The organism is Agromyces ramosus, from assembly GCF_030817175.1.
Lineage (GTDB): Bacteria > Actinomycetota > Actinomycetes > Actinomycetales > Microbacteriaceae > Agromyces > Agromyces ramosus_A.
In genome coordinates this window covers 365,632-387,077 of record NZ_JAUSYY010000001.1, presented here as the reverse complement: position 1 = coordinate 387,077, position 21,446 = coordinate 365,632, and the positions used below count along the sequence as shown (strand labels likewise).

Annotated in this window: 23 protein-coding genes; 13 read left to right on the top strand and 10 right to left on the bottom strand. The window is 70.0% G+C overall.

Features of this window, described 5'->3' with window-relative positions; genetic code table 11:
* Positions 1–40: 40 nt before the first annotated feature.
* From QFZ26_RS01845 to QFZ26_RS01830, 4 genes are all read left to right on the top strand, one after another.
* Entirely contained in the window at positions 41–1,096 is a 1,056-nt protein-coding gene (locus QFZ26_RS01845) for a glycosyltransferase family 2 protein (protein ID WP_307038778.1), read from the top strand.
* Between the two features lie 5 nt (positions 1,097–1,101).
* A complete protein-coding gene (locus QFZ26_RS01840; protein ID WP_307038777.1) occupies positions 1,102–1,914 on the top strand; it encodes a CDP-alcohol phosphatidyltransferase family protein in 813 nt (270 codons plus the stop codon).
* A gap of 76 nt (positions 1,915–1,990) precedes the next feature.
* Positions 1,991–2,836, top strand: coding sequence for a glycosyltransferase family 2 protein (locus QFZ26_RS01835; RefSeq protein WP_307044880.1), 846 nt, complete (start codon positions 1,991–1,993; stop codon positions 2,834–2,836).
* Between the two features lie 79 nt (positions 2,837–2,915).
* Entirely contained in the window at positions 2,916–4,223 is a 1,308-nt protein-coding gene (locus QFZ26_RS01830) for a hypothetical protein (protein ID WP_307038776.1), read from the top strand.
* 31 nt (positions 4,224–4,254) lie between these two features.
* Here QFZ26_RS01830 and QFZ26_RS01825 read toward each other — a convergent pair whose 3' ends face one another.
* The 3 genes from QFZ26_RS01825 to QFZ26_RS01815 all read right to left on the bottom strand — a co-directional run bounded on the left by QFZ26_RS01825 (position 4,255) and on the right by QFZ26_RS01815 (position 6,893).
* Complete coding sequence (locus QFZ26_RS01825; protein ID WP_307038775.1) at positions 4,255–5,238, bottom strand: hypothetical protein; 984 nt, start codon at positions 5,236–5,238, stop codon at positions 4,255–4,257.
* Positions 5,239–5,304: 66 nt separating this feature from the next.
* The gene (locus tag QFZ26_RS01820; RefSeq protein ID WP_373460743.1) at positions 5,305–6,078 is read right to left on the bottom strand and encodes an ABC transporter ATP-binding protein; all 774 of its coding nucleotides are present in this window, start codon (positions 6,076–6,078) and stop codon (positions 5,305–5,307) included.
* A 2-nt stretch (positions 6,079–6,080) separates the two neighbouring features.
* Positions 6,081–6,893 (bottom strand): ABC transporter permease, encoded by an 813-nt coding sequence (locus QFZ26_RS01815; protein WP_307044878.1) that lies wholly within the window; start codon positions 6,891–6,893, stop codon positions 6,081–6,083.
* An 81-nt stretch (positions 6,894–6,974) separates the two neighbouring features.
* Here QFZ26_RS01815 and QFZ26_RS01810 point away from each other — a divergent pair, with 81 nt between their 5' ends.
* Entirely contained in the window at positions 6,975–7,514 is a 540-nt protein-coding gene (locus QFZ26_RS01810; RefSeq protein ID WP_307038773.1) for an ECF transporter S component, read from the top strand.
* 76 nt (positions 7,515–7,590) lie between these two features.
* On the opposite strand, the gene QFZ26_RS01805 is transcribed toward QFZ26_RS01810, so the two are convergent.
* Positions 7,591–8,283 (bottom strand): phosphocholine cytidylyltransferase family protein, encoded by a 693-nt coding sequence (locus tag QFZ26_RS01805; RefSeq protein WP_307038772.1) that lies wholly within the window; start codon positions 8,281–8,283, stop codon positions 7,591–7,593.
* 108 nt (positions 8,284–8,391) lie between these two features.
* On the bottom strand, positions 8,392–9,075 hold the full coding sequence (locus QFZ26_RS01800; RefSeq protein WP_307038771.1) for a hypothetical protein: 684 nt from the start codon (positions 9,073–9,075) through the stop codon (positions 8,392–8,394).
* On the opposite strand from QFZ26_RS01800, the gene QFZ26_RS01795 reads away from it, so the two are divergent.
* The 3 genes from QFZ26_RS01795 to QFZ26_RS01785 all read left to right on the top strand — a co-directional run bounded on the left by QFZ26_RS01795 (position 9,059) and on the right by QFZ26_RS01785 (position 12,425).
* Positions 9,059–10,261, top strand: a complete 1,203-nt coding sequence (locus tag QFZ26_RS01795) for an ABC transporter ATP-binding protein (protein WP_307038770.1) — start codon at positions 9,059–9,061, stop codon at positions 10,259–10,261. The two genes, QFZ26_RS01800 and QFZ26_RS01795, sit on opposite strands and share 17 nt — an antisense overlap.
* Positions 10,262–10,522: 261 nt before the next feature.
* Positions 10,523–12,097 (top strand): hypothetical protein, encoded by a 1,575-nt coding sequence (locus QFZ26_RS01790; protein WP_307038769.1) that lies wholly within the window; start codon positions 10,523–10,525, stop codon positions 12,095–12,097.
* A gap of 37 nt (positions 12,098–12,134) precedes the next feature.
* Positions 12,135–12,425, top strand: coding sequence for a DUF3039 domain-containing protein (locus tag QFZ26_RS01785; protein ID WP_307038768.1), 291 nt, complete (start codon positions 12,135–12,137; stop codon positions 12,423–12,425).
* A gap of 26 nt (positions 12,426–12,451) precedes the next feature.
* On the opposite strand, the gene QFZ26_RS01780 is transcribed toward QFZ26_RS01785, so the two are convergent.
* The 3 genes from QFZ26_RS01780 to QFZ26_RS01770 all read right to left on the bottom strand — a co-directional run bounded on the left by QFZ26_RS01780 (position 12,452) and on the right by QFZ26_RS01770 (position 15,119).
* Entirely contained in the window at positions 12,452–12,850 is a 399-nt protein-coding gene (locus QFZ26_RS01780) for a DUF1761 domain-containing protein (RefSeq protein ID WP_307038767.1), read from the bottom strand.
* 83 nt (positions 12,851–12,933) lie between these two features.
* Positions 12,934–13,770 (bottom strand): helix-turn-helix domain-containing protein, encoded by an 837-nt coding sequence (locus QFZ26_RS01775; protein WP_307038766.1) that lies wholly within the window; start codon positions 13,768–13,770, stop codon positions 12,934–12,936.
* 29 nt (positions 13,771–13,799) lie between these two features.
* Positions 13,800–15,119 carry a nicotinate phosphoribosyltransferase gene (locus QFZ26_RS01770; RefSeq protein WP_307038765.1) on the bottom strand — a complete coding sequence of 440 codons (1,320 nt, stop codon included), beginning with the start codon at positions 15,117–15,119 and terminating at the stop codon, positions 13,800–13,802.
* Between the two features lie 55 nt (positions 15,120–15,174).
* Between QFZ26_RS01770 and murI the strand changes: the two genes are divergently transcribed.
* Genes murI through rdgB form a run of 3 tightly spaced genes read left to right on the top strand, consistent with a single transcriptional unit; the run spans position 15,175 to position 17,413 of the window.
* Positions 15,175–16,020: a glutamate racemase gene (gene murI, locus QFZ26_RS01765; protein ID WP_307038764.1), complete on the top strand. Its 846-nt coding sequence runs from the start codon at positions 15,175–15,177 to the stop codon at positions 16,018–16,020.
* Entirely contained in the window at positions 16,017–16,790 is a 774-nt protein-coding gene (rph, locus tag QFZ26_RS01760; RefSeq protein ID WP_307038763.1) for a ribonuclease PH, read from the top strand. Before murI ends, rph begins: the two co-directional genes overlap by 4 nt.
* The gene (rdgB, locus tag QFZ26_RS01755; protein WP_307038762.1) at positions 16,787–17,413 is read left to right on the top strand and encodes an RdgB/HAM1 family non-canonical purine NTP pyrophosphatase; all 627 of its coding nucleotides are present in this window, start codon (positions 16,787–16,789) and stop codon (positions 17,411–17,413) included. Before rph ends, rdgB begins: the two co-directional genes overlap by 4 nt.
* On the opposite strand, the gene QFZ26_RS01750 is transcribed toward rdgB, so the two are convergent.
* The gene (locus QFZ26_RS01750) at positions 17,410–18,342 is read right to left on the bottom strand and encodes an RNA polymerase sigma-70 factor (RefSeq protein WP_307038761.1); all 933 of its coding nucleotides are present in this window, start codon (positions 18,340–18,342) and stop codon (positions 17,410–17,412) included. The genes rdgB and QFZ26_RS01750 overlap by 4 nt on opposite strands.
* 94 nt (positions 18,343–18,436) lie before the next feature.
* Here QFZ26_RS01750 and QFZ26_RS01745 point away from each other — a divergent pair, with 94 nt between their 5' ends.
* The gene (locus tag QFZ26_RS01745; RefSeq protein WP_307038760.1) at positions 18,437–19,372 is read left to right on the top strand and encodes an NAD-dependent epimerase/dehydratase family protein; all 936 of its coding nucleotides are present in this window, start codon (positions 18,437–18,439) and stop codon (positions 19,370–19,372) included.
* A 112-nt stretch (positions 19,373–19,484) separates the two neighbouring features.
* Entirely contained in the window at positions 19,485–20,399 is a 915-nt protein-coding gene (locus tag QFZ26_RS01740) for a cation diffusion facilitator family transporter (protein ID WP_307038759.1), read from the top strand.
* Positions 20,400–20,483: 84 nt separating this feature from the next.
* On the opposite strand, the gene QFZ26_RS01735 is transcribed toward QFZ26_RS01740, so the two are convergent.
* Complete coding sequence (locus QFZ26_RS01735) at positions 20,484–21,233, bottom strand: DedA family protein (RefSeq protein WP_307038758.1); 750 nt, start codon at positions 21,231–21,233, stop codon at positions 20,484–20,486.
* Between the last annotated feature and the right edge of the window lie 213 nt (positions 21,234–21,446).

Genomic DNA, 21,446 nt, shown 5'->3' with positions numbered 1-21,446 from the left:
CGGCTGCTAGGCTCGATCGACCCGAGCGCGAGTGAGGAACATGCCCGAGCAACACCCTGAGGCGACGTCGTCGCCGCTCCTCGGCGTCTCCTACGTCATGCCCGTGCTCAACGATGCGTCGCACGTTCGCGCGGCCGTCGGGTCGATCCTCGCGCAAGACTATGCGGGCCCGGTCGAGGTGCTCATCGCACTCGGTCCATCGATCGACGGCACGAACGAGCTCGTCGCCGATCTCGCCTCCCGCGATGCACGAGTCCGCGTGCTCGAGAACGAGATCGGCTCGACTCCGGCGGGCCTGAACATCGGCATCAGGGCCGCGCAGCATCCGGTGGTCGTGCGCGTCGACTCGCACTCCATGCTGCCCCCCGACTACGCGAGGATCGCCGTCGAGACGCTCGAGCGCACGGGCGCCGACAACGTCGGCGGCATCATGGACGCACAGGGCGAGACGCCGTTCGAGCGTGCCGTCGCCCTCGCCTACACGACCAAGGTGGGCCTCGGCGGTTCGGCGTTCCACGTCGGCGGCGACGAGGGGCCGGCCGACACCGTGTACCTCGGCGTGTTCCGCCGCAGCGCGCTCCTCCGGGTCGGCCTCTTCGACGAGAGCATCAAGCGCGGACAAGACTGGGAGCTGAATCGTCGCCTGCGCGAGACCGGCGGCACGGTGTGGTTCACGCCGGCGCTCGGGGTCACCTATCGTCCGCGATCCACGCTCGAGCGACTCGCCCGCCAGATGTTCTCGACGGGGCTCTGGCGCGGGGAGCTCGCCCGTCGCTTCCCGTCGGCGAACGGCATCCGGTACTTCATCCCGCCGATCATGGTGATCGGCGTCGCGCTCGGCCTCGTCCTCGGTCTCGTCGGCGTCATGCAGGCGCTCATGGGCGCCGCGCCGTGGCTGCTCCTCGGTTTCCTCGTGCCGGCCGTGTATGCGCTGTTCGTCGTGGCCGCGACGATCGGCTACGCCCGCGGGCGCGGTGGCGCCACCGCGGCGTGGTTTCTCGTAGTCTTGCCGTGCATACACGTCTCGTGGGGAGTCGGCTTCGTGCTCGGCTACCTGTCGCTGACGAGCAACATCGCCAGGCACACGGGAAGGTGACGCGGATGTCACAGGCCGATCCGGTCACCACGAGACCCTCGAGCATCGCCGAGCTGCGCGCGGTGACCCAGCCTCCAGAGGTTCGCCTCCGGCGCAACGCCGAGCACTGGACGGCGTCGCTGTACCTGCGCCAGTTCTCGCCGTACCTCACCTGGGTGCTGCTGAAGACCTCGATCTCGGCCAACGGCGTGACCGGCCTCATGATCCTCGTCGGCTGGTCGACCGCCGCAGCCCTCCTCATCCCCGGCATCTGGGGTGCGCTCCTCGCGGTGGTGCTCGGCCAGCTGCAGATGCTCGTCGACTGCTGCGACGGCGAGGTCGCACGCTGGCGGCGCACCTCCTCGCCCGCGGGCGTGTTCCTCGACAAGGTCGGGCACTACTCGACCGAGGCGCTCATTCCACTCGCGCTCGGCATCCGGGCGGCGGCGTATCCCATCGAGCTGCCGGCCGACTTCCTGTGGACGACGATCGCCGCACTCCTCGCGCTCGTCATCGTGCTCAACAAGGCGCTCAACGACATGGTGCACGTCGCGCGAGCGAACGCCGGGCTTCCGAAGCTCGCCGACACGCACGGCGAGACGGCACCCCGCGGTGGCCTGGTCGCGAAGCTGCGAAAGGTCGCACGCTTCCTGCCCTTCCACCGCCTCTACCACTCGGTCGAGCTCACCCTCGTCGCGTTCGCCGCCGCGCTCATCGGGCTTGTCGCGGGCCAGCCGCTCGTCGACCGCATCGTCGTCGCGGTGCTCCTGCCGCTCGCTCTGCTCTCGCTCTTCGGCCACTTCGTCGCCATCATGTCGTCACGTCGTGTCCGGTCCTGACCTGCCAGCAGCGCCCGGGCCCGCCGCGCCGCCGACCGTCTGGACGCAGCCGCGCGTCGGCGTGGTGGTGCTCACCATGGGCACCCGCCCCGACGACCTCGCCCGCGGCATCCGGAGCATCCTCGACCAGCAGGGCGTCATCACCGATGTGGTCTGCGTCGGCAACGGCTGGGACCCCGCGACCGCCGAACCGCCGCTGCCGGCGGGCGTGAAGACCCTGCACCTGCCCGAGAACCTCGGCATTCCGGCCGGCCGCAACCGCGGCGTTCCGCTCGTGTCGGGCGAGGCGGTGTTCTTCCTCGATGACGACGCCTTCCTGCCGAGCGAGCGATTCCTCGCCGACGGATGTCGCATGCTCGCCGAGCGGCCCGAGCTCGGGCTCATCCAGCCTCGCGTCGTCGATCCCACCGGTCTCGTCTCGCCGCGGCGGTGGATCCCGCGCATCCGCAAGGGTGATGCGACCCACTCGAGCAACGTCTTCTCGTGCTGGGAGGGCGCGGTGCTGATGCCGCGCGCGGTGTTCGATGCGACCGGCGGCTGGGCCGATCCCTTCTTCTACGCGCACGAGGGCATCGAACTCGCCTGGCGCGTGTGGGAAACCGGGCACGTCGCCTGGTACGCGGGCGAGCTCGAAGCGGCGCATCCGGTCATCGACCCGGCCAGACACGCCTACTACTACCGCCTGAACGCCAGGAACCGGGTGTGGCTCGCACGCCGCAACCTCCCGGCCGTCCTCGTGCCGCTCTACGTGGGCGCGTGGACCGGCATCCAGGTGCTCCGCTGGGCTCGAGACCCGGCGGCGCTGCGCGCGTGGTTCGGCGGCTGGCGTGCCGGGTGGCGCGAGAACCCGGGCGTGCGCCGGCCGCTGAGCTGGCGCACCGTCTGGCGCATGACGATCGCAGGGCGGCCTCCGGTCGTCTGAGCGGTAACGATCGCCTCTCGGTCGGGCGGATGCAGCCGAAAGAGGCGACCGCCCAGGCTGCCCTCGCTACCCTTGGACGGTGGGATTGAGGAAAGACGCGCGTCGTGCCGTGAAGCTGGCCAAGGACATCATGTGGTCCAGACGTGCCCAGCGCGCGCTGCTGGTGAAACTCGCCGAGCAGCCGCCGCTCGAGCCGCGTCGCTTCCGCATCGGCGTCTACTTCGCCGACGGCAAGGTCAACCTGTACCAGTTGCGGCAGTGGTACGCGCCGCTCGCCGAGCTCGCGAAGCGGCACCCGGTGCTCATCCTGAGCCGTGCGTCGGGCGCTGCGCTCGAACTGCTCGAGGAGTCGCCGCTCCCGGTCGCCTACGTGCGCCGCATCGTCGACCTCGAGCAGGTCATCCACGACCAGGACCTGCACGTCATCCTCTACGTGAACCAGAACGCGAAGAACTTCCAGATGATGCGCTACGGGCGCCGCTGGCACGTGTTCATCAACCACGGCGAGTCCGACAAGATGTACATGACCACCAACCAGTTCAAGGCATACGACTATGCGTTCATCGCCGGCGACGCCGCGCGGGCGCGACTCGACACGGTGCTCTGGGACTACGACTTCGACAAGCGGGCCATCCCGATCGGGCGGCCGCAGGCCGACCACTACCTCGACGGCTCGCCGCTGCCGTACGCGCCCGACGACCGCGAGGTCGTGCTCTACGCGCCGACCTGGGAGGGCGATCGCGGAGCCGCCGCGTACGGCTCCATCGCCTCGCACGGCGTCGCGCTCGTGCAGGGGCTCCTCGAGAGCGGTCGCCACCGCGTGATCTACCGCCCGCATCCCCGCTCGGGGGTCGTCGACTCCGAGTACGGTGCGGCGAACCGCTCGATCATCGCCGCCATCGCTGCTGCGAACGCCGCCGACCCGTCGGCGCAGCACATCTTCGACGACGGCCCCACGCTCGGGTGGCAGCTCGCGGCCGCCGACATCGCGATCGTCGACATCTCGGCGATGGTCTACGACCGCCTCGCGGCGGGCCGCCCCCTGCTCATCACGCGTCCGGTGAACCCCGCGGCGCAGGTCGACACGTCGGGCTATCTGCAGGCCTGCGAATGGCTCGAGGCGACGGATGCCTCGTCGATGGTCGCCCGCGTCGACGAGGTCGCCCATGACGAGGTCGCGCTCGAGCGACTCGGCGTGTGGGTCGAGCGGTACTTCGGCGACACCACGCCGGGCGTCACGACGGCGCGCTTCCATGCCGCGATCGACCACCTGATGGCCGAATGGGAGCGCTTCGCGGCGCTGCACGCCGCCGACGGCGAGGTCGACGAGTTCGAGGTCGAGGCCGAGGAGTCACTCGAGGAGGAGCCCGGCGCGAGCTTCGGCTGAGCGCCGGAGCGCAGCGACGCGACGGTGTCGCTCAGGACGCCGAGTCGTCGCCGTCGAGCTCGCCGTCTTCGGCGCCGCTCCGCCGCCTGATTCGGGCGGCTCGGCCGGTCGCTCGGCCGGCAGCCTGGATGCCCCGCCCCACGGTGAGCGCGGCGCCGCCGACGGCGGTGCCGGCCCGTGACATCCGGGTGCCCGTGCCTCGCAGCAGCGCATCGCGGTCGCGGGGTTCGAGTTCGGCCGGGAGCACCACGGGTGCCTGCCCGAACGCGAGGCGTGCCTGGCGCAGCACCCGCCGCCCGAGCACGTGGTTGCCGACGCCGCCGATCGCGGCGCCGATGCCGAACGGGATGGCCTTGCCGATGATGCCCGCGCCGCCCTTCAGCGCGAACTGCCTGATGAACACGCTGCGAAGGCGGTCGGCGACCGAGCCCATGAGCGCCTTGGGCATGGTGTTGGTGATGAGTTCGCCCCAATAGGCGTTGCGCGCAATGCCCGTGCCGCTTGCCTGTCCGGCGAACTGGCGCACGAGGTCGACGCCCTCGTTGCCGAGCATCAGCGTCATCACGAGCGCCCTCGCCCGATCGGGATTCTCGACGGCGATGCCGTGCACCTCTGCCACCGACTGTGCGAACAGGGCCGTCGCCTCGAGGAACCCGGCGGTCTCGACGCCGGAGAGCGCGAGCGTGACGCCCGTGCCGATGCCGGGAACCACGGCGGTCGCGCCGACCGCGGCACCCCCGGTCGTGACGGCGGCGAGGTACCGGCGCTCGAGGATGCGCACGAGCTGCTCGGGTGTGGCGCCGGGCGCCCGGCGACGGATGCCGCGGAGGTGCGCCACGACGATGGGCCGCTGGATGGACAGCACCCGGTCGATGCCGCGCTCCATGCCGTACGCCCGGGGTGTCGTGGGGGTCGCCTGCGCATCGCGCTCGTCGGGGCGCGCGCCAGTCTGGGCGTTGGCCTCGTTCGGGGCATCCGCGCCCATGGAGGTGATGCGGTGTACACGATCGGTCATGGTGCCGTCGATCCTAGACGGCGATCCCGTGGTGGGGCTGGAGGTTGCACATCAGCGGATCGAACGCTACTTGACCGTGCCGTAGTCGGCGTTGTAGCGGTCGAGCACCTCGTCGATGGGGCCGTCGAGCACGAGGGCGCCCTTGTCGAGGTAGAGCCCGCGCGTGCAGAACCGGCGGAGGTCGCGCTCGTTGTGCGAGACGAAGAAGAGCGTGCGACCGCCGGCGAGCATCTCATCGATGCGTCGGTAGCACTTCTCGCGGAACGCCTTGTCGCCGACGGCGAGCACCTCGTCGACGAGCATGATCGGCTCCTCGAGCTGGGCGATCACGGCGAACGCGATGCGCACCTTCATGCCGCTCGAGAGGTGCTTGTAGGGCGTGTCGAGGAAGTCGCCGATGTCGGCGAACCCGACGATCTCCTCGAACTTCGCGTCGATCTGCGAACGCGTCATGCCGTGGAGCCCCGCCGTCAGGTACACGTTGTCGCGCACCGTGAGGTCGTCGACGAAGCCGCCCGTGATCTCGATGAGCGGCGCGACCCCGCCGGTGACCTCGACGGTGCCCTCGTCGGCGATCATGACGCCCGCGACGATCTTCAGCAGCGTCGACTTGCCCTGCCCGTTGCGGCCGACGACGCCGATCGCCTCACCGGGCTGCACCTCGATCGACACGTCGCGAAGGGCCCAGAACTCGCCGGGGCGCGTACGACGCCGGCGTCCGGCGAGGAGATCCTTGAAGGAGCGGCGTCCGCGTCGGTTGCGCCGGAAGCGGATGCCGAGGCCCTCGGTGCGGATCGCGGGAGGGGCGGCCGAGGCGACGGCGGTGGTGGCATCCGTCATCATCAGATCTCCTTCAGCACCTGTCGCACCGACGAGCGGAACACGAGCAACCCGATGGCGAGCAGCGCCAACGACATCAAAGCGGCGACTACGACGTTGAACCAGTCGAGCTCGTCGGGGAAGAACGCCGAGCGGTAGAGCCCGAAGATGCCCGAGAGCGGGTTGAAGGCCGCCCAGAAGTGAAGGTTCTCGGGGAGGTCGGACACCCCGTAGATGATCGGCGACGCGTAGAACAGGAATCGCAGGATGAGCTTCACTGCGCGCTCGAGGTCGCGGAAGAAGACCACGAGGGGGGCGACGATGAGCGCGACCCCCGCCGTGAGCAGCGCCTGCATGAGGATGGCGAGGGGGAAGTAGACGACCTGCCACCCCACCTCGGCGCGGAAGACGATGGCGAAGAGTGCGAGCACCGGAAGTGCGAGCAGGAACTCGATGCCTTTGGACAGCACGATGCGGTTCACCCAGATCGTGCGCGGGATCTTCGTCGAGCGCACGAGCTTCGCGTCCTTCAGGAAAGCCCGCGTCGAATCGGAGACCGCGCCGTTGAACCACATCCACGGCAGCAGCGCTGAGAGCAGGAACACGATGTACGGATCGGTGCCGACCGGGCGCTGGAACACCTGCGTGAACACGAACCAGTAGATGCCGGCCATCACCAGCGGGTCGAGCACCGACCAGAGGTAGCCGAGCGCCGACGTCGAGTAGCGCACCTTGAGGTCGCGTGTGGTGAGCAGCCACAGGGAATGGCGATACCGATCCCAGGGCGTCCGCTGCAGCGGATGCGCGTCGCCGTACGCGACCGATGCGGTGCTCATCACGCCTCTCATCGTAGATGCGCGCGGCGGTAGGTTTGATGCGAGGGCCACGGCGCGTGCCGAGCCGCCGGAGGGAGCACCGTGCACCGCACCAGCACTCGCGTCATCCTGAGCTGCGCGGCGATCGGTGTCGGCGGGGGAGTGGTCGCGGCGGCATCCGGGTACTTCGCGTTGTTCATGGCCGCTGTCGGGCCCATGTTCTACGGCATCACGATCGGCAGCCACTTCCTCCCGAGCGTCATCGCGCTCGCGCTGCTCAAGCGTCCGGGCGTGGCCGTGCTCACCGGGCTCATCGCGGGGCTCGTCGGCGCCGCGTTCGCACCGCACTGGCTGCCGCGCTTCATCGGCACCGGGCTCCTCGTCGGCGCCCTCCTCGAACTGCCGTTCCTCGTGACGCGCTACCGGCGCTGGGACACCTGGCTCTACTACGTCGCCGCCATCGCCGCAGGAGTGGTCATCGCCGCCGGCGTGTTCGTCGTGATCGGCGGCGAGCACTTCGCCTGGTGGGCGTGGGCGATCGCGCTGCCCCTCTACGCCGGCAGCCCCGTGCTCTTCACCTGGGTCGGCCGCGTCATCGCGGCGCGGCTGACCCGTGCCGGAGTCGCGAGAAGCGTCGGCTGAACGTGAACGAGCAGAGCGGATGCCCCCCGGGGGCATCCGCTCTGCTTGCTGTGGTGCTGAGTTGCTGTGGTGCAGGTCACACGAAGTGGTTCGCACGCTCCAGGTCTTCGGCGAAGTCGATCTCGACCGCGTAGAGGTCGGAGATGTCCATCGGCTCGACGAGCAGGCCGTTCTTCTCGATGGCGAGCTCGATGCCGCGCTCGAAATAGTCTTGATCGCCGACACGGGCGAGGTGACCGAGCAGGGTCGCCTTGTCGCGGCTCGAGATGTAGTTGATGCCGACGGCCTCGCCGAGACCGCCCCGGACGGTCTTGGAGAGCTCTTTGATGTAGCCCTCGGCGGTGGTCGTGTACTTCACCTCTTCGTCGGACACCTTCGAGGTGTTGACGGTGACGAAGGACTGGTCGCGCGCGATGAAGGGCAGGGCGCGGTCGAGGATGCGCGGGTCGAACACGACGTCGCCGTTCATCCACAGCACGCCGCCCGGCTGCGAGGCCTGGAGGGCGCGCATGAGGCTCTTCGAGGTGTTCGTCTGGTCGTACTCTTCGTTGTAGACGAAGGACGCCTGCGGGAACGCCTCGATGATGTGCTCGAGCTTGTACCCGACGACGATCGTCACGCTCGCGTTCGCACCGAAGGCGTGCTCGATGTTGTCGAACTGCTGCCGCATGATGGTGCGGCCGTCGCTGAGCTCGGTGAGGGGCTTGGGAAGGGATCGCCCGAGCCGGCTCCCCATGCCGGCCGCGAGAATCACGATCTGGGTGTTCACTGCATCTCCTTTGGTGGTGCGGATGACCCCGGGGCGCCGCTCTCGTCGCCGAGAGTTCGCCGCCGTATCACCGGAAGTTCACGTATGGACACGCCGTTATGCCGTTCCTCAGGATATCGGGACGCCCCTGTGAGCGACCAAGGCTTGACAGAGGTCGTAGCGGGATCGTGATGCGACACTCAGGAGATCCTCAGCTTGTGGACCATTCCGCGACGGTGCGGGCGAGCGCTCGAGCCGGCGACATTGGTAGGTTGTCTGGGTGACTTCCGTTTCGCGCTCAGAACACGACGACGAAGCTGCTGAAGGCACCGACACGGGGGCGTCTGCGAAGCGGGCATCCCCTTCGGGCTCGGCAGCGCCATCGTCGAGCCGCGTGAAGCCCGCCGCGGCGAAGTCGGGCGCGGCGAAGCCCGCGACCGCGAAGTCGGCTGCGGCCAACTCCGCGTCGGCGAAGAGCGCTGCCGCGAAGACCCCAGCGGCGAAGACCTCGGCGGCCAAAACCGGCGCCGCGAAGCCGGCCGCCTCGAAGACGACGGCACGCAAGACGTCGGCATCCGCCGACGCCGCAGCGTCAGACGGTGACACGAAGCCGCCCGCTGCCTCGAAGCGCACTGCCGCGTCCCGGGCCGCCTCGGCGGAAGCCGCCACCGCGCGTGGCGAGGCCGCGAAGGCGACCCGCGCGACGCGCTCGTCTTCCACCACGGGCGCTGCGAGCACGTCGACGTCACGCAGCCGTGCGGCTGCCGCTGCGAGCGCGCAGCGCCAGGCGCAGCGTGTGGCGGCGTCGCTCACCACCGAGACCACCGAGGTGGAGCGCGCGCCCCGTAAGCCGGCGACCGAGGTGCTGGCGGCAGCGATCTCAGAGCCTCCGGTCGCCGCGGAGCCCTCCGAACCACAGGTCGCGCACGCATCCGAGATCGATGAGGAGACGACGGAGCGCGCACCGCGCCGTCCGTCGGCCGCCGTCGAAGCCGCAGTGGTCGCCGCAGTCGTGGCCGACGCGCCCGAGGTCGAGGCCGAGACGCCCGCGGCGCCTGAAACGCCCGCGGCGCCCGAGAGCGTCACCCCCGATGACCCGTCCGCCGCCGCCCGCGAGGCGCCGGCCGAGGCATCCGGTACCGGTCAGCAGGCCGTCGCGGTCATCGCCGTGCCCAAGAAAGCAGCCAGCCGAAAGAAGCGAACGCTTCGCGTCGCACGCGTGGCGCCGCCGGCTGACGCGCCCAGGGTGCTCGCCATCGAGGGTCTCGTGAAGCGATTCGGCGCGAACACCGCGGTCGACGGCATCACCCTCGACGTGCGCGCCGGCTCGTTCTTCGGCATCGTCGGACCGAACGGTGCGGGCAAGACCACGACGCTCTCGATGGTCACCGGCCTGCTGCGACCCGACGCGGGCACCGTGCGCATCAACAACATCGACGCGTGGGCCGATCGCCGCGCCGCCAAGCGCGCGACGGGCGTGCTGCCCGACCGTCTCCGCCTGTTCGACCGGCTCACCGGCGCCCAGCTGCTCTACTACTCGGGCGTGCTCCGCGGGCTCGACAGTCGAACGGTGCGCGAGCGCAGTGCCGACCTGATCGGCGCCTTCGGCCTCGACGATGCGGTCGACCGCCTCGTCGCCGACTACTCCGCCGGCATGACGAAGAAGATCGCGCTCGCGTGCGCGATGATCCACTCGCCGCGACTGCTCGTGCTCGACGAGCCCTTCGAGTCCGTCGATCCCGTCTCGGCGGCGAACCTCACCGAGATCCTCGAACGCTACGTCGCCGGCGGCGGCACCGTCGTGCTGTCGAGCCACGGCATGGACCTCATCGAACGCGTCTGCGACTCCGCGGCCATCGTCGTCGCCGGGCGAGTGCTCGCGGCCGGCACGCTCGACGAGGTTCGCGCCGGACAGAGCCTCGAAGATCGCTTCGTCGAGCTCGCGGGTGGCCGCAAGGCCGCCGAGGGCATGGAGTGGCTGCACAGCTTCTCCGACTGAGCGCACCCGTTTCCTGAACTCACCCGGGTCGTCGGCCGCGACCACCGCACGCGCGTCACTGCCGGTCGCGCACCCATCGCCGGGCGTCGGATCGCCACAGGCCCGAGCCTCGGGGCGGTGACGGGGCATCCGGAGGAAACACGCGAGCCGGCGTGCGACGAAGTAGGCTCGAAGCACGGCAACGAGGGAGCACGGGGTTTCGCGGGGATGACACAAGCGACACTGACCGAACAGCCAAGTAAAACACTGGTGAGTCGGGGAATGACAGCACAGTTTCTCCGACTGAAGCTGCGACTGCTCGGCAACATCTTCCGGCGAAGCCCCTGGCAGGTCGTCGGCATCCTCATCGGACTCGTCTACGGGCTCGGATTCGCAGCAGTCCTGTTCACGACGCTCGTGGGCCTGCGGTTCGTCGATGACGTCGAGGTCATCCGTGATGCATTCATCGTGGCCGGCTCGGCGACGGTCGTCGGCTTCATCGTCGTGCCGCTGATCTTCGGCGTCGACGACACCATGGACCCGCGCCGGTTCGCCCTCTTCGGCCTGCCCGACCGTACGCTCGCATTCAGTCTGGCTGTCGCGGCGACGATCGGGATTCCCGCGCTCGTGCTCGCCATCGTGCTGCTCGGCACCGTCGTGACCTGGTCGCGCGACCCCGGCGTCACGCTCCTCGCCGTGATCACGGCGGTGCTCGCCTTCGCGACATGCCTGCTGCTCGCCCGTGTGTCGACGGCGATCGCCTCGTTCCTGCTCTCGACCCGCCGCGCCAGGGAACTCACGGGCGTCCTCGGTCTGCTGCTCATCGTGATGGTGTCACCGCTCGTGGTGGTGCTCGTGTCGGTCGACTGGGCGACGTCAGGACTCGCGGTGCTGGAGTCGATCGCCGGCGTGCTCGGCTGGACCCCGTTCGGGGCGGCGTTCGCGGTGCCGGGCGATGCGGCATCCGGCGAGGTGGGTCCGGCGATCCTGAAGCTCCTGCTCGCCCTCGCGACGCTCGCTGTCGTGTGGCTCGCTTGGCAGGCGCTCGTCGCCAAGATGCTCGTGACGCCCGGCCGCGAGGCATCCGGCAAGAGCTATCGCGGACTCGGCTGGTTCGACCGCATGCCGCACGGTGCCACCGGTGCCGTCGCGGCGCGCAGCTTGACCTACTGGTTCCGCGACGCGCGGTACTGGGTCTCGCTCGTGATGGTGCCGATCGTGCCGGTGCTCGTGATCGTGCCGCTTTCGCTCGCCGGTGTTCCCGATCTCTACGTGGGGCTCATTCCGGTGCCGCTCATGTGTCTCTTCCTCGGCTGGAGCCTGCACAACGACACCGCCTACGACTCCACCGCGGTCTGGCTGCACGTGGTGTCGGGAGTGCGCGGCGCCGCCGATCGTGCGGGCCGCCTCGTGCCCGTGCTGATCGCGGGCGCGCTCGTGATCGGCCTCGGCAGCGCCGTGACGGTGTTCGTGCTCAACGATTGGCGACTGCTGCCGTCGATCGTGGGCGTGAGCACCGCACTGCTCCTGGCGGGCCTCGGGGTCGGCTCGGTGACGTCGGCACGGTTCCCGTACCCGGCAGTGAAGCCGGGCGACAGCCCGTTCCAGCAGCCGCAGTCGACCGGCAGCGTCACCGCGCTCGTGCAGTCGATCACGATGTTCTGCTCGCTCCTCATCGCCCTGCCGGCCCTCTACTTCGGGTGGCTGGGGCTGTTCGTGGATCCCGCGTGGCATGTGGCGTCGTTCGCCTCCGGGGTTGGCCTCGGGCTCATCACGCTCGCCGCCGGCATCTGGCTCGGGGGTCGCGTGTTCGACCACCGGGGGCCCGAGATCCTCGGCGCCGCCCTCCGGGCATAGCGCCGGCCACGAGCCATCCGCGGGTAGAATCGACCGCATGAATCCCTCCGTGCGCGTGAGCATCGCCGACCCGGATGCCCCGGGCGGCGGCAGCACCTCCGTCCTCGACCGCGAGCTCGAGAAGCTCCTCGAAGAGGAGGCCATCGAGCCCGGCGACCACGAGCGCTTCTCGCACTACGTGAAGAAGGAGCAGATCCTCGAATCGGCGGTCACCGGCAAGCCGGTTCGCGCGCTCTGCGGCAAGAAGTGGACGCCCGGACGCGACCCCGAGAAGTTCCCGGTGTGCCCCACCTGCAAGGAGATCTACGAGCGCCTCCGCAAGGAGTGAACGTGCGGGTTCCGACCCAATGAGCTTCAGCCCGCTTGGAGAACCCCCACGATGGTGCCCATCACGGTGAAGGTCACGGCGTTGTACCCGCCGTTGATGGCGAAGAGGGTCAAGCTCCGGCGCTCGAACAGGTAGGTCACACCGAACGCGGCGGCGACCCAGGCCACGCCGGCCGCCGCTCCCGCCGCCGCACCGAAGGCCGCCCCGTTCGGGCCGATGAACGCGGCGAGTGTCGCCGCCATGACGAATGACAGCAGGAACGTCCCGGCGAATGCACGCACGACGCCGCGCTTCAGCTGCTCGTCGGTCACGCCGGCAGCACGCTGCCACGGGCGTGCGAACAGGAGCGAGTACCAGAGGCCCCCGATGACGAAGGCCGAGAGTGCGGCGAGCAAGACCCCCCACCAGTTGATCTCGACGGTCATCGGCTGCTCCCTTCCCTCGTGATAGCGACGGTAGCGCCGTCTCACGTGGGGGCGATTGTACGAATTTCACCCGGGCAGGAGGGTCAGCTCGGCGACTGCGGCACTTCGTCGAGCGGCACGAAGCTCGCGGCATCCGGGCCGAACTCGGTCACCCGCCGCACGTACTCGGCGGGCGTGTATCCGCTGAAGCGCCGGAAGGCGCGGACGACGTGGGGCTGGTCGTAGTACCACGACGTCGCAGCGAGGTCCGCCCACCCCGGTAGGTGCTCGCCGATCGGGAGCCCCGTCACGAAGCGGTGGAATCGGAGCACCTCCGCGAACGCCTTCGGCGTGATGCCGCACGCCGCCCGGAAGTGCGCGATCACCGTCTTGTGGGTGATTCCCGCCCGCACGGCGAACTCGCCGATCCGCTCGTCGGGATGATCGGCCATGGCCGCCAGAACCTCGGTGACAAGTGTGTCGGCCTGCAATTCGGGTCGTCTGCGCTCGTGCAGGAACGCCTCGAGGCTCGCGAGAGCTGCGTCGGGCGTCGGCTGTCGACGAAGCCGCCGAGTGAGCTGAGCGATGCCGGACAGCGCCGCACTCGCCGGCTGCACGCGCCCGGTGGCATCCGACGGCGCGATCGTGCTGAATGCGCGAAGTCCCTGCGGTGTGAACTCGACGCCGACGTGGCGGATGAGTCTCGGGCTCTCGATCAGGAGGTACTCGGTCTGGATCCCGGAGACGAATGCGTCTTCGACGACGGATGCTTGGCCACGCGGGTCGACCAGCCGGTAGGGCTCCGACAGGTTCACGATGAGGTGCACGAAGGGGAGGGGCAGGATCTTCTCGTACCGGCGCACGCGTGGTGTCTCGAGATACCAGAGACGCGTGACGAATGGAGCCCACTCCGGCGGTGCCGCGCGTTCCTGGAAGATCATCGATGGCCCTGCCCGCTCGTCTTGCGAGCTCAGCGATAGCTCGTCGGGATCACCGGTTCGCCGCGACCCAGCCGGAACGCCTCGATCGGCAGCTCCTGCATGGTGTCGCTCCGATGCGCCCTGGCGGCCTCCGTGCCTGCGCGCCCGAGGAATGCGGGGTCGGCGTCGCCGCCAGCCATGAGCTGGACCAGGAGCGGGCGCAACTGCGTGCCCGCCTCGAACTCGGCCTCGCCGTCGGGGCCGTCGCCGACGAAGACGAGCTCTTCACGCGCCGTGCGGGTGGTGTCGAGTCGCCGTGCGGCGTTCTTGCGCCCGCCGACGCTCGCCTTCTGCGTGGAGGCCTTCGCGACGGCGACCCAGTCGCCGGTGTCGTCGCGCCGGGCGACGAGCTTGTAGACCATGCCCGCGGCGGGGAAGCCCGATCCCGTGACGACGGCCGTGCCGACGCCGTATGAGTCGACGGGAGCGCCGGAGAGGCCCGCGATGGTGAACTCGTCGAGGTCGCTCGTCACGGTGATGCGGGTGTCGACCGCGCCGAGCGAGTCGAGTTGTTCCCGAACCGACGCGACGACCGTGGGCAGGTCGCCCGAGTCGATGCGCACCGCCCCCAGCTCCGGTCCGGCCACCCGCACCGCGAGTTCGACACCCTTCGCGATGTCGTAGGTGTCGACGAGCAGGGTGGTCTTCGGTCCGAACGCCTCGACCTGTGCGCGGAACGCGTCCTCCTCGGTGTCGTGCAGGAGGGTGAACGCGTGCGCCGCGGTGCCCATGGTGGGGATGCCCCAGGTGCGCCCCGCCTCGAGGTTCGACGTCGCATCGAAGCCCGCGATGTAGGCGGCGCGCGCGGCGGCCACGGCGGCATGCTCGCTCGTGCGCCGTGATCCCATCTCGGCGATGGGACGGCCGAGCGCGACCGACACCATGCGCGCGGCCGCGCTCGCGACCGACGAGTCGTAGTTGAGGGTCGAGAGCACGACCGTCTCGAGCAGAACCGCCTCGGCGAAGCTCGCCCGGATCGTGAGCAGCGGTGAGCCGGGGAAGTAGGCCTCGCCCTCGCGGTAGCCCCAGATGTCGCCCGTGAACCGGTAGTCGGCGAGCCAGTCGAGGGTGGCAGGTCGCACGACCTCGTGCTCACGCAGCCAGTCGAGCTCTGACTCCTCGAAGCGGAACCGCTCGATGAGCTCGAGCAGGCGCCCCGTGCCCGCGACCACGCCGTAGCGACGCCCGTCGGGCAGGCGCCGCGCGAACGCCTCGAAGAGGCTCTCGCGATGGGCGGTGCCGTCGAGCAATGCGGCATCCACCATCGTCAGCTCGTATCGGTCGGTGAAGAGCGCAGCGGACCCGGTCACAGGGTCAGCCTAGCGAGGCGGGCGCGCTCGGCAGGGCGCGCTACGCTTGCATGTCGTGACGGATGCACCGATCGGGATCTTCGACTCCGGCGTCGGCGGACTCACCGTCGCCCGGGCTGTGAAAGACCAGCTGCCCAACGAATCGGTCCTGTACGTGGGTGATCTCGAGCACTCGCCGTACGGGCCCAAGAAGATCGCCGACGTGCGCGGCTACGCCCTCGCCGTGCTCGACGACCTCGTGGCCCAAGGCGTGAAGATGCTCGTCATCGCCTGCAACACGGCATCGGCGGCGATGCTCCGCGACGCCCGCGAACGTTACGAGGTGCCCGTCGTCGAGGTGATCCAGCCGGCCGTGCGTCGCGCCGTCGCGACCACGAGGAGCGGCCGGGTCGGCGTGATCGGCACCGCGGGAACCATCGCCTCGCGTGCGTACGACGACGCCTTCGCGGCCGCCCCGCACCTCGAGCTGTTCTCGCGGGCCTGCCCCCGCTTCGTGGAGTTCGTCGAGGCCGGCGTCACCACCGGCGACGAGGTGCTCGCGGTCGCCGAGGAGTACCTCGCGCCCCTGAAGCGTGCCGAGATCGACACCCTCGTGCTCGGCTGCACCCACTACCCGTTCCTGAAGGGTGCGATCTCCTACGTCATGGGCGATCAGGTCGCGCTCGTCTCGAGCGACGTCGAGACCGCGAACGACGTCTACCGGGTTCTCGTCTCCGCCGGCATGGAGCGGCGTGCCGCCACGCCGCCGAGCTACCGTTACGAGGCGACCGGCGACTCGACGAGTGCGTTCCTCGACCTCGCCCACCGATTGATCGGCCCCGAGATCCCGAGCGTCGAGCTCGTGCACACGGGTGCCGTCACCGTGCCAGACCTTGCCCAGCTTCGACAGGAGAACCCATGACCGAGGCATCCGCCGCCCCCGACCTCATTCGCGCCGACGGCCGTACCGTCGACCAGCTGCGGGAGGTGACGATCGAGCGCGGCTGGAGCGAGCATGCAGAGGGCAGCGCGCTCATCTCGTTCGGGCGGACGAAGGTGCTCTGCACGGCGTCGTTCACGAATGGCGTGCCGCGCTGGATGTCGGGCAAGGGCAAGGGCTGGATCACCGCCGAGTACTCGATGCTCCCGCGCGCGACGAACACCCGCAACGACCGCGAGTCGGTGAAGGGCCGCATCGGCGGCCGCACGCACGAGATCAGCCGTCTGATCGGCCGCAGCCTCCGCGCCGTCGTCGACATGAAGGGCCTCGGCGAGAACACCATCCAGATCGACTGCGACGTGCTGCAGGCCGACGGCGGCACCCGCACGGCGGCGATCACGGGCGCCTACGTCGCGCTCGCCGACGCGATCGAGTGGGCACGCGAGCAGAAGTTCATCGGGCAGCGGGCGAAGCCGCTCATCGACACGGTCTCGGCCGTCTCGGTCGGCATCATCGACGGCACGCCGATGCTCGACCTCGCCTATGTCGAGGACGTGCGCGCTGAGACCGACATGAACGTCGTCGCGACGGGCCGCGGGCTCTTCGTCGAGGTGCAGGGCACCGCTGAGGGGGCGCCGTTCGATCGCCGCGAGCTCGACTCGCTGCTCGACCTCGCGCTCGCGGGCACCACCGACCTCACGCGCATCCAGCTGGCCGCGCTCGCCGCGTCATCCGAGGCGGCGGGCGCATGAGCCTCGAGTTCGTGCTCGCGACGCACAACGCGAAGAAGGTGCGTGAGTTCCAGCGCATCATCGGTGAGCGGATGCCCCAGGCCGCCGTGCTGGCGTACGACGGCCCCGAGCCCGTCGAGGAGGGCGTGACGTTCGAGGAGAACGCCCTCATCAAGGCGCGCACCGCCGCCGCGCACACGGGTCGCATCGCGCTCGCCGACGACTCCGGCATCGTCGTCGACGTACTCGGTGCCGCGCCCGGCATCCTGTCGTCTCGCTGGGCCGGCCAGGACGCGAGCGACGAGGCGAACGTGCAGCTGCTGCTCGACCAGCTGAGCGACATCCGCCGGCCCCATCGGGGTGCCGAGTTCCGGTGCACGATCGCGCTCGTCGTGCCCGACGCCGTGATCCGCGGCGGACACGAGTTCGTCGCCGAGGGCCGTTGGCGCGGCAACCTCGCCTACGAGCCGCGCGGCTCGCACGGGTTCGGGTACGACCCGATCTTCGAGCCCGACGGGCGCGAGATCACCTCGGCCGAGCTCACGCCCGACGAGAAGAACGCGCTGAGCCACCGGGCGCGCGCGTTCGAGGCGTTGCTGCCCGAGCTCGAGCGGCTGGCCACCCGCATCGGCGACGACGGCTAGGCCGAAGGACCGCCACCACCGCGGCCCCCACCCAGGAGGACGTAGAGATCGCCGACCGGCGCGAGGTGTGCGAGCTTCTCGGGATTGAGCTGGTTCGCGATCGTCTGCACCGAGCCGGCGCGGACCTGCACCATGACGATGCTCAGCAGCGCGCCGTCGGGACCCCGCACCCAGAGCGCGGGAGCGCCGTTGACCCGTCGCCGCTCGAGGCGCACCCCCAGCTGCGTTCCCCGCCGGAAGAGCCCGCCGAGGAACCGCGCGACCGCGACGGAGCCGCGCACCGGCTCGCGGATGGCCGGTGCACGCCCGCCTCCGTCGCCGTAGAACACGACGTCGTCGGCGAGGACGCCCACGAGCCGGTCGACATCGCCCACCTCGAGCGCAGCGAAGAACGCCTCGGTGAGCTCGGCATCGCGCTCTTGGGGGGCGTCGAACCGAGGCCGGCCATCGGCGATGCGCGCCTTCGCTCGGTGCAGGATCTGCCGGCACGCCGCCTCGTCGCGATCGACGATCTCGGCGATCGTGGGGTAGTCGTAGGCGAAGACCTCGCGCAGCAGGAACACGGCCCGCTCCACCGGGCCGAGGCGCTCGAGCACCGCGAGGAACGCGAACGAGAGGGTCTCGTCGCGCTCGACCCGGTGCGCGGGGTCCGCGTCGTCGTCGGGGAGCGGCTCGGGCATCCACGGTCCGACGTAGACCTCGCGTTGCCGGCGCGCCGACCGCAGCGCGTCGATCGCGAGCCGCGTGGTCACCGTCGCGGAGAAGGCCTCGGGGTTCTCGATGTGCAGGCCGGCGACTCGTCGCTCCTCGATGCGCAGGTAGGCGTCTTGCACGACGTCTTCGGCCTCGACCACGCTGCCGAGCATTCGGTAGGCGATCGAGAACATGAGCGGACGGAGCTCCGGCAGGGCAGCGCTCGACTGGGTCACGTTTCGAGCATGGCACACCCGGATTTCGGATGCAGGGTGTCACAGATCGGGGTACCCGTTCGTCGGAGGGGGTGAGACTGGAGAAAGGAACACCATGCGCGTATTCATCGCGGGAGCCACAGGCGCCGTCGGAACGAGGCTCGTGCCGCTGCTCCTGGCGGCCGGGCACGAGGTGGTCGGCACGTCACGGAGCGAGGCGCGCCTCGGCGAGCTCGAGCGGGCGGGCGCGACGGGTGTGGTCATGAACGGCCTCGACGCGGCATCCGTGCGCCGTGCGGTGCTCGACGCGCATCCCGACGTGATCGTGCACCAGCTCACGGCGCTGAGCGGGCAGGTCGGCGACCTGAAGCGCTTCGACGAGATCTTCGCGGCGACGAACGCGCTCCGCACGCGCGGCACCGATCACCTGCTCGCCGCCGCCGCCGAGGCGGGCGTCGGGCGCTTCGTCGCGCAGAGCTACGCGGGCTGGCCGACCGAGCGCACGGGAGGGCCGGTGAAGACCGAGGAGGACCCGCTCGATCCGAACCCGACGAAGGCATCGCGCGAGACGCTCGCCGCGATCCGCCACGTCGAGCAGCAGACGACGGATGCCGGGGGGCTGGCGCTCCGCTACGGCGCACTGTACGGCCCCGGCAACGACATCGGGCGCGGCGGCTCGGTCATCGAGATGCTCAGGGCGCGGAAGCTCCCGCTCGTCGGAGGTGGCGCCGGCGTCTGGTCGTTCTGCCACATCGACGACGCGGCATCCGCCGCCGCCGTGGCCGTCACCCGGGGTGCACCGGGCGTCTACAACATCGTCGACGACGACCCGGCACCCGTGGCGGTGTGGCTGCCCGAGCTGGCCCGCGCGATCGGCGCCAAGCCGCCCATGCGGATTCCCGCCTGGATGGCCCGCCCCCTCATCGGCGAGCACGGCGTCTCGATGATGACGCGGGTGCGCGGTGCATCGAACGCGAAGGCGAAGCGGGAGCTCGGGTGGGAGCCCGCGTGGCCGAGCTGGCGCGAGGGGTTCCGCCGCGGCCTCGGCTGAGGCATCCGCTGAGCCGCATCTCCAGCGCCGGCCCGGCGTCGGCCCGCGCTGAGAACGCGACTCATTCCCGTCACGGGCCGGCCGGGGATTTCGGGCCTACGCTGGAGAGGACATGGGACATTCGCACGACCACTCGCGCCAGGGCGCCAACCGCGCCCGGCTCGGCATCGCCATCGGCATCGTCGCGGCGGTGCTCGTGCTCGAGGTCGCCGGCGCGTGGCTGAGCGGGTCGCTCGCGCTGCTCGCCGACGCGGGCCACATGTTCTCCGACCTCATCGGCCTCATCATCGCGCTCATCGCGGTGATCGTGGCCGCGCGTCCGGCGACCGATCGGCAGACCTACGGGTACCAGCGCGTCGAGGTGTTCGCGGCCCTCGTCAACGGCGTGATCCTGCTCGTGATCGCCGGCTCCGTCACGATCGGGGCGATCGGGCGGCTCGTGGCGCCTGAGCCGCCCGAGGTGCAGGGTGGCCTGATGCTCGCGATCGCCGTCGTGGGCCTCGTCGCGAATTCGGCGGCGCTGCTCGTGCTTCGCGGCGGCGCCAAGGACTCGATCAACATGCGCGGCGCCTACCTCGAGGTGTTCGGCGACCTCATCGGTTCGGCCGCGGTCATCGTCGCCGCGATCGTGCTGCTGACGACGGGCTTCGCGCAGGCCGACGCGATCGCCTCGCTGTTCATCGCGGTGCTCATCGTGCCGCGCGCGTTGCTGCTGCTCCGCGACGTGATGCGGGTGCTCAGCGAGTCGGCGCCGGCCGATACCGATGTCGCCGAGATCCGCGAGCACATCCTCCGCACGCGCGGCGTGGTCGCCGTGCACGACGTGCACGTGTGGGCGATCACCTCGGGATCGCACGTCTTCAGCGCGCACGTCGAGGTCGAGCCCGACGTCTTCGCCACCGGCCGCACGGGTGAACTGCTCGATGAGCTCGGCGGATGTCTCAGCGACCACTTCGACGTGGCGCACTCGACCTTCCAGCTCGAGCCGGCCGGCCGAGCCGAGCACGAGCAGCCGCAGCACCGCTGAAGACGAGTTTCGAGCGGGCGTCGGCGGCCGCGAGGGAGGTGCCGTCGTCCGGTCGAGCGGAGCCCGCCTCGCCGCGGTGAGGTCCTAGCGGCCGTCGTGCTCGGGGCCCCGGTCGAAGACCTCGGGGTCGAGCACGAGGTGCTGGGCTTCTTCGGGGTCGGTGACCACGTCTTTGCCGGCCGCTGCAGCCTTCTTCGCCTTGCTCGCCGACTGGAAGTAGTGCCACACGGTGGGGATCAGGGTGAGCACCACGGCACCGAGGAGGATGACGTCGATGTACTCCTGCACGAAGTCGGCGATCGGGGGGATGTAGCCGATGAGGTAGCCGACGTACGTGAGGCCGACACCCCAGATGAGCGCGCCGATGAGGTTGTAGAGCGAGTACTTCTTGTAGTTCATGTGGCCGACGCCCGCCGCCACGGGAGCGAACGTGCGCACGATGGGCACGAAGCGGGCGAGGATGATCGCGAGCGCGCCGAAGCGCTCGAAGAACGCGTTTGTACGTTCGACGTTCCTGACGCTGAACAGCCCGGATTCCTTGCGTTCGAAGATGCTCGGGCCGAACTTGTGGCCGATGAGATAGCCCACTTCGCCGCCGAGGAATGCCGCGACGCCAATCGCGAGGCACACCCACCAGATGTCGACCCCGAACACGAGCACGGTGTGCGTGAGCAGGCCCGAGATGATGAGCAGGGTGTCGCCCGGGAGCAGGAAGCCGACGAGCAGGCCCGTCTCGGCGAAGACGATCGCGCACACCACCACGAGAGCCCACGGACCTGCCCCGGAAATGATGGTCTCGGGGTCGAGCCAGGGGATGAGCGAGGTCGAAATCATGGGAGTGGGCTCCAGTCGTCGGACACGGCGGATGCCGTTCAGCAGGCGGCGTGGTGTCGTTGCAGTCTACCCAGCGGATCCCGCGCGCGACTGGGCGCGTGCACTGAATCATCCCCGAGGATGACGCCGGCGCGGGGCATCTGCCCAGCCGAGGAGTCGCGCGAGGTCTCCGATCTGAGGAGTGCCGGCACGCCCATCACCCCGTCGCTTCCG

Coding starts and splice junctions, on each gene's coding strand:
- QFZ26_RS01790 (WP_307038769.1), top strand. CDS start 10,523: ATGACAGCACAGTTTCTCCGACTGAAGCTGCGACTGCTCGGCAACATC.
- QFZ26_RS01775 (WP_307038766.1), bottom strand. CDS start 13,770: ATGATCTTCCAGGAACGCGCGGCACCGCCGGAGTGGGCTCCATTCGTC.
- rdgB (WP_307038762.1), top strand. CDS start 16,787: ATGAGCCTCGAGTTCGTGCTCGCGACGCACAACGCGAAGAAGGTGCGT.
- QFZ26_RS01780 (WP_307038767.1), bottom strand. CDS start 12,850: ATGACCGTCGAGATCAACTGGTGGGGGGTCTTGCTCGCCGCACTCTCG.
- QFZ26_RS01740 (WP_307038759.1), top strand. CDS start 19,485: ATGGGACATTCGCACGACCACTCGCGCCAGGGCGCCAACCGCGCCCGG.
- QFZ26_RS01840 (WP_307038777.1), top strand. CDS start 1,102: ATGTCACAGGCCGATCCGGTCACCACGAGACCCTCGAGCATCGCCGAG.
- QFZ26_RS01785 (WP_307038768.1), top strand. CDS start 12,135: ATGAATCCCTCCGTGCGCGTGAGCATCGCCGACCCGGATGCCCCGGGC.
- QFZ26_RS01820 (WP_373460743.1), bottom strand. CDS start 6,078: ATGACGGATGCCACCACCGCCGTCGCCTCGGCCGCCCCTCCCGCGATC.
- QFZ26_RS01845 (WP_307038778.1), top strand. CDS start 41: ATGCCCGAGCAACACCCTGAGGCGACGTCGTCGCCGCTCCTCGGCGTC.
- QFZ26_RS01745 (WP_307038760.1), top strand. CDS start 18,437: ATGCGCGTATTCATCGCGGGAGCCACAGGCGCCGTCGGAACGAGGCTC.
- rph (WP_307038763.1), top strand. CDS start 16,017: ATGACCGAGGCATCCGCCGCCCCCGACCTCATTCGCGCCGACGGCCGT.
- QFZ26_RS01815 (WP_307044878.1), bottom strand. CDS start 6,893: ATGAGCACCGCATCGGTCGCGTACGGCGACGCGCATCCGCTGCAGCGG.
- QFZ26_RS01735 (WP_307038758.1), bottom strand. CDS start 21,233: ATGATTTCGACCTCGCTCATCCCCTGGCTCGACCCCGAGACCATCATT.
- QFZ26_RS01835 (WP_307044880.1), top strand. CDS start 1,991: ATGGGCACCCGCCCCGACGACCTCGCCCGCGGCATCCGGAGCATCCTC.
- QFZ26_RS01825 (WP_307038775.1), bottom strand. CDS start 5,238: ATGACCGATCGTGTACACCGCATCACCTCCATGGGCGCGGATGCCCCG.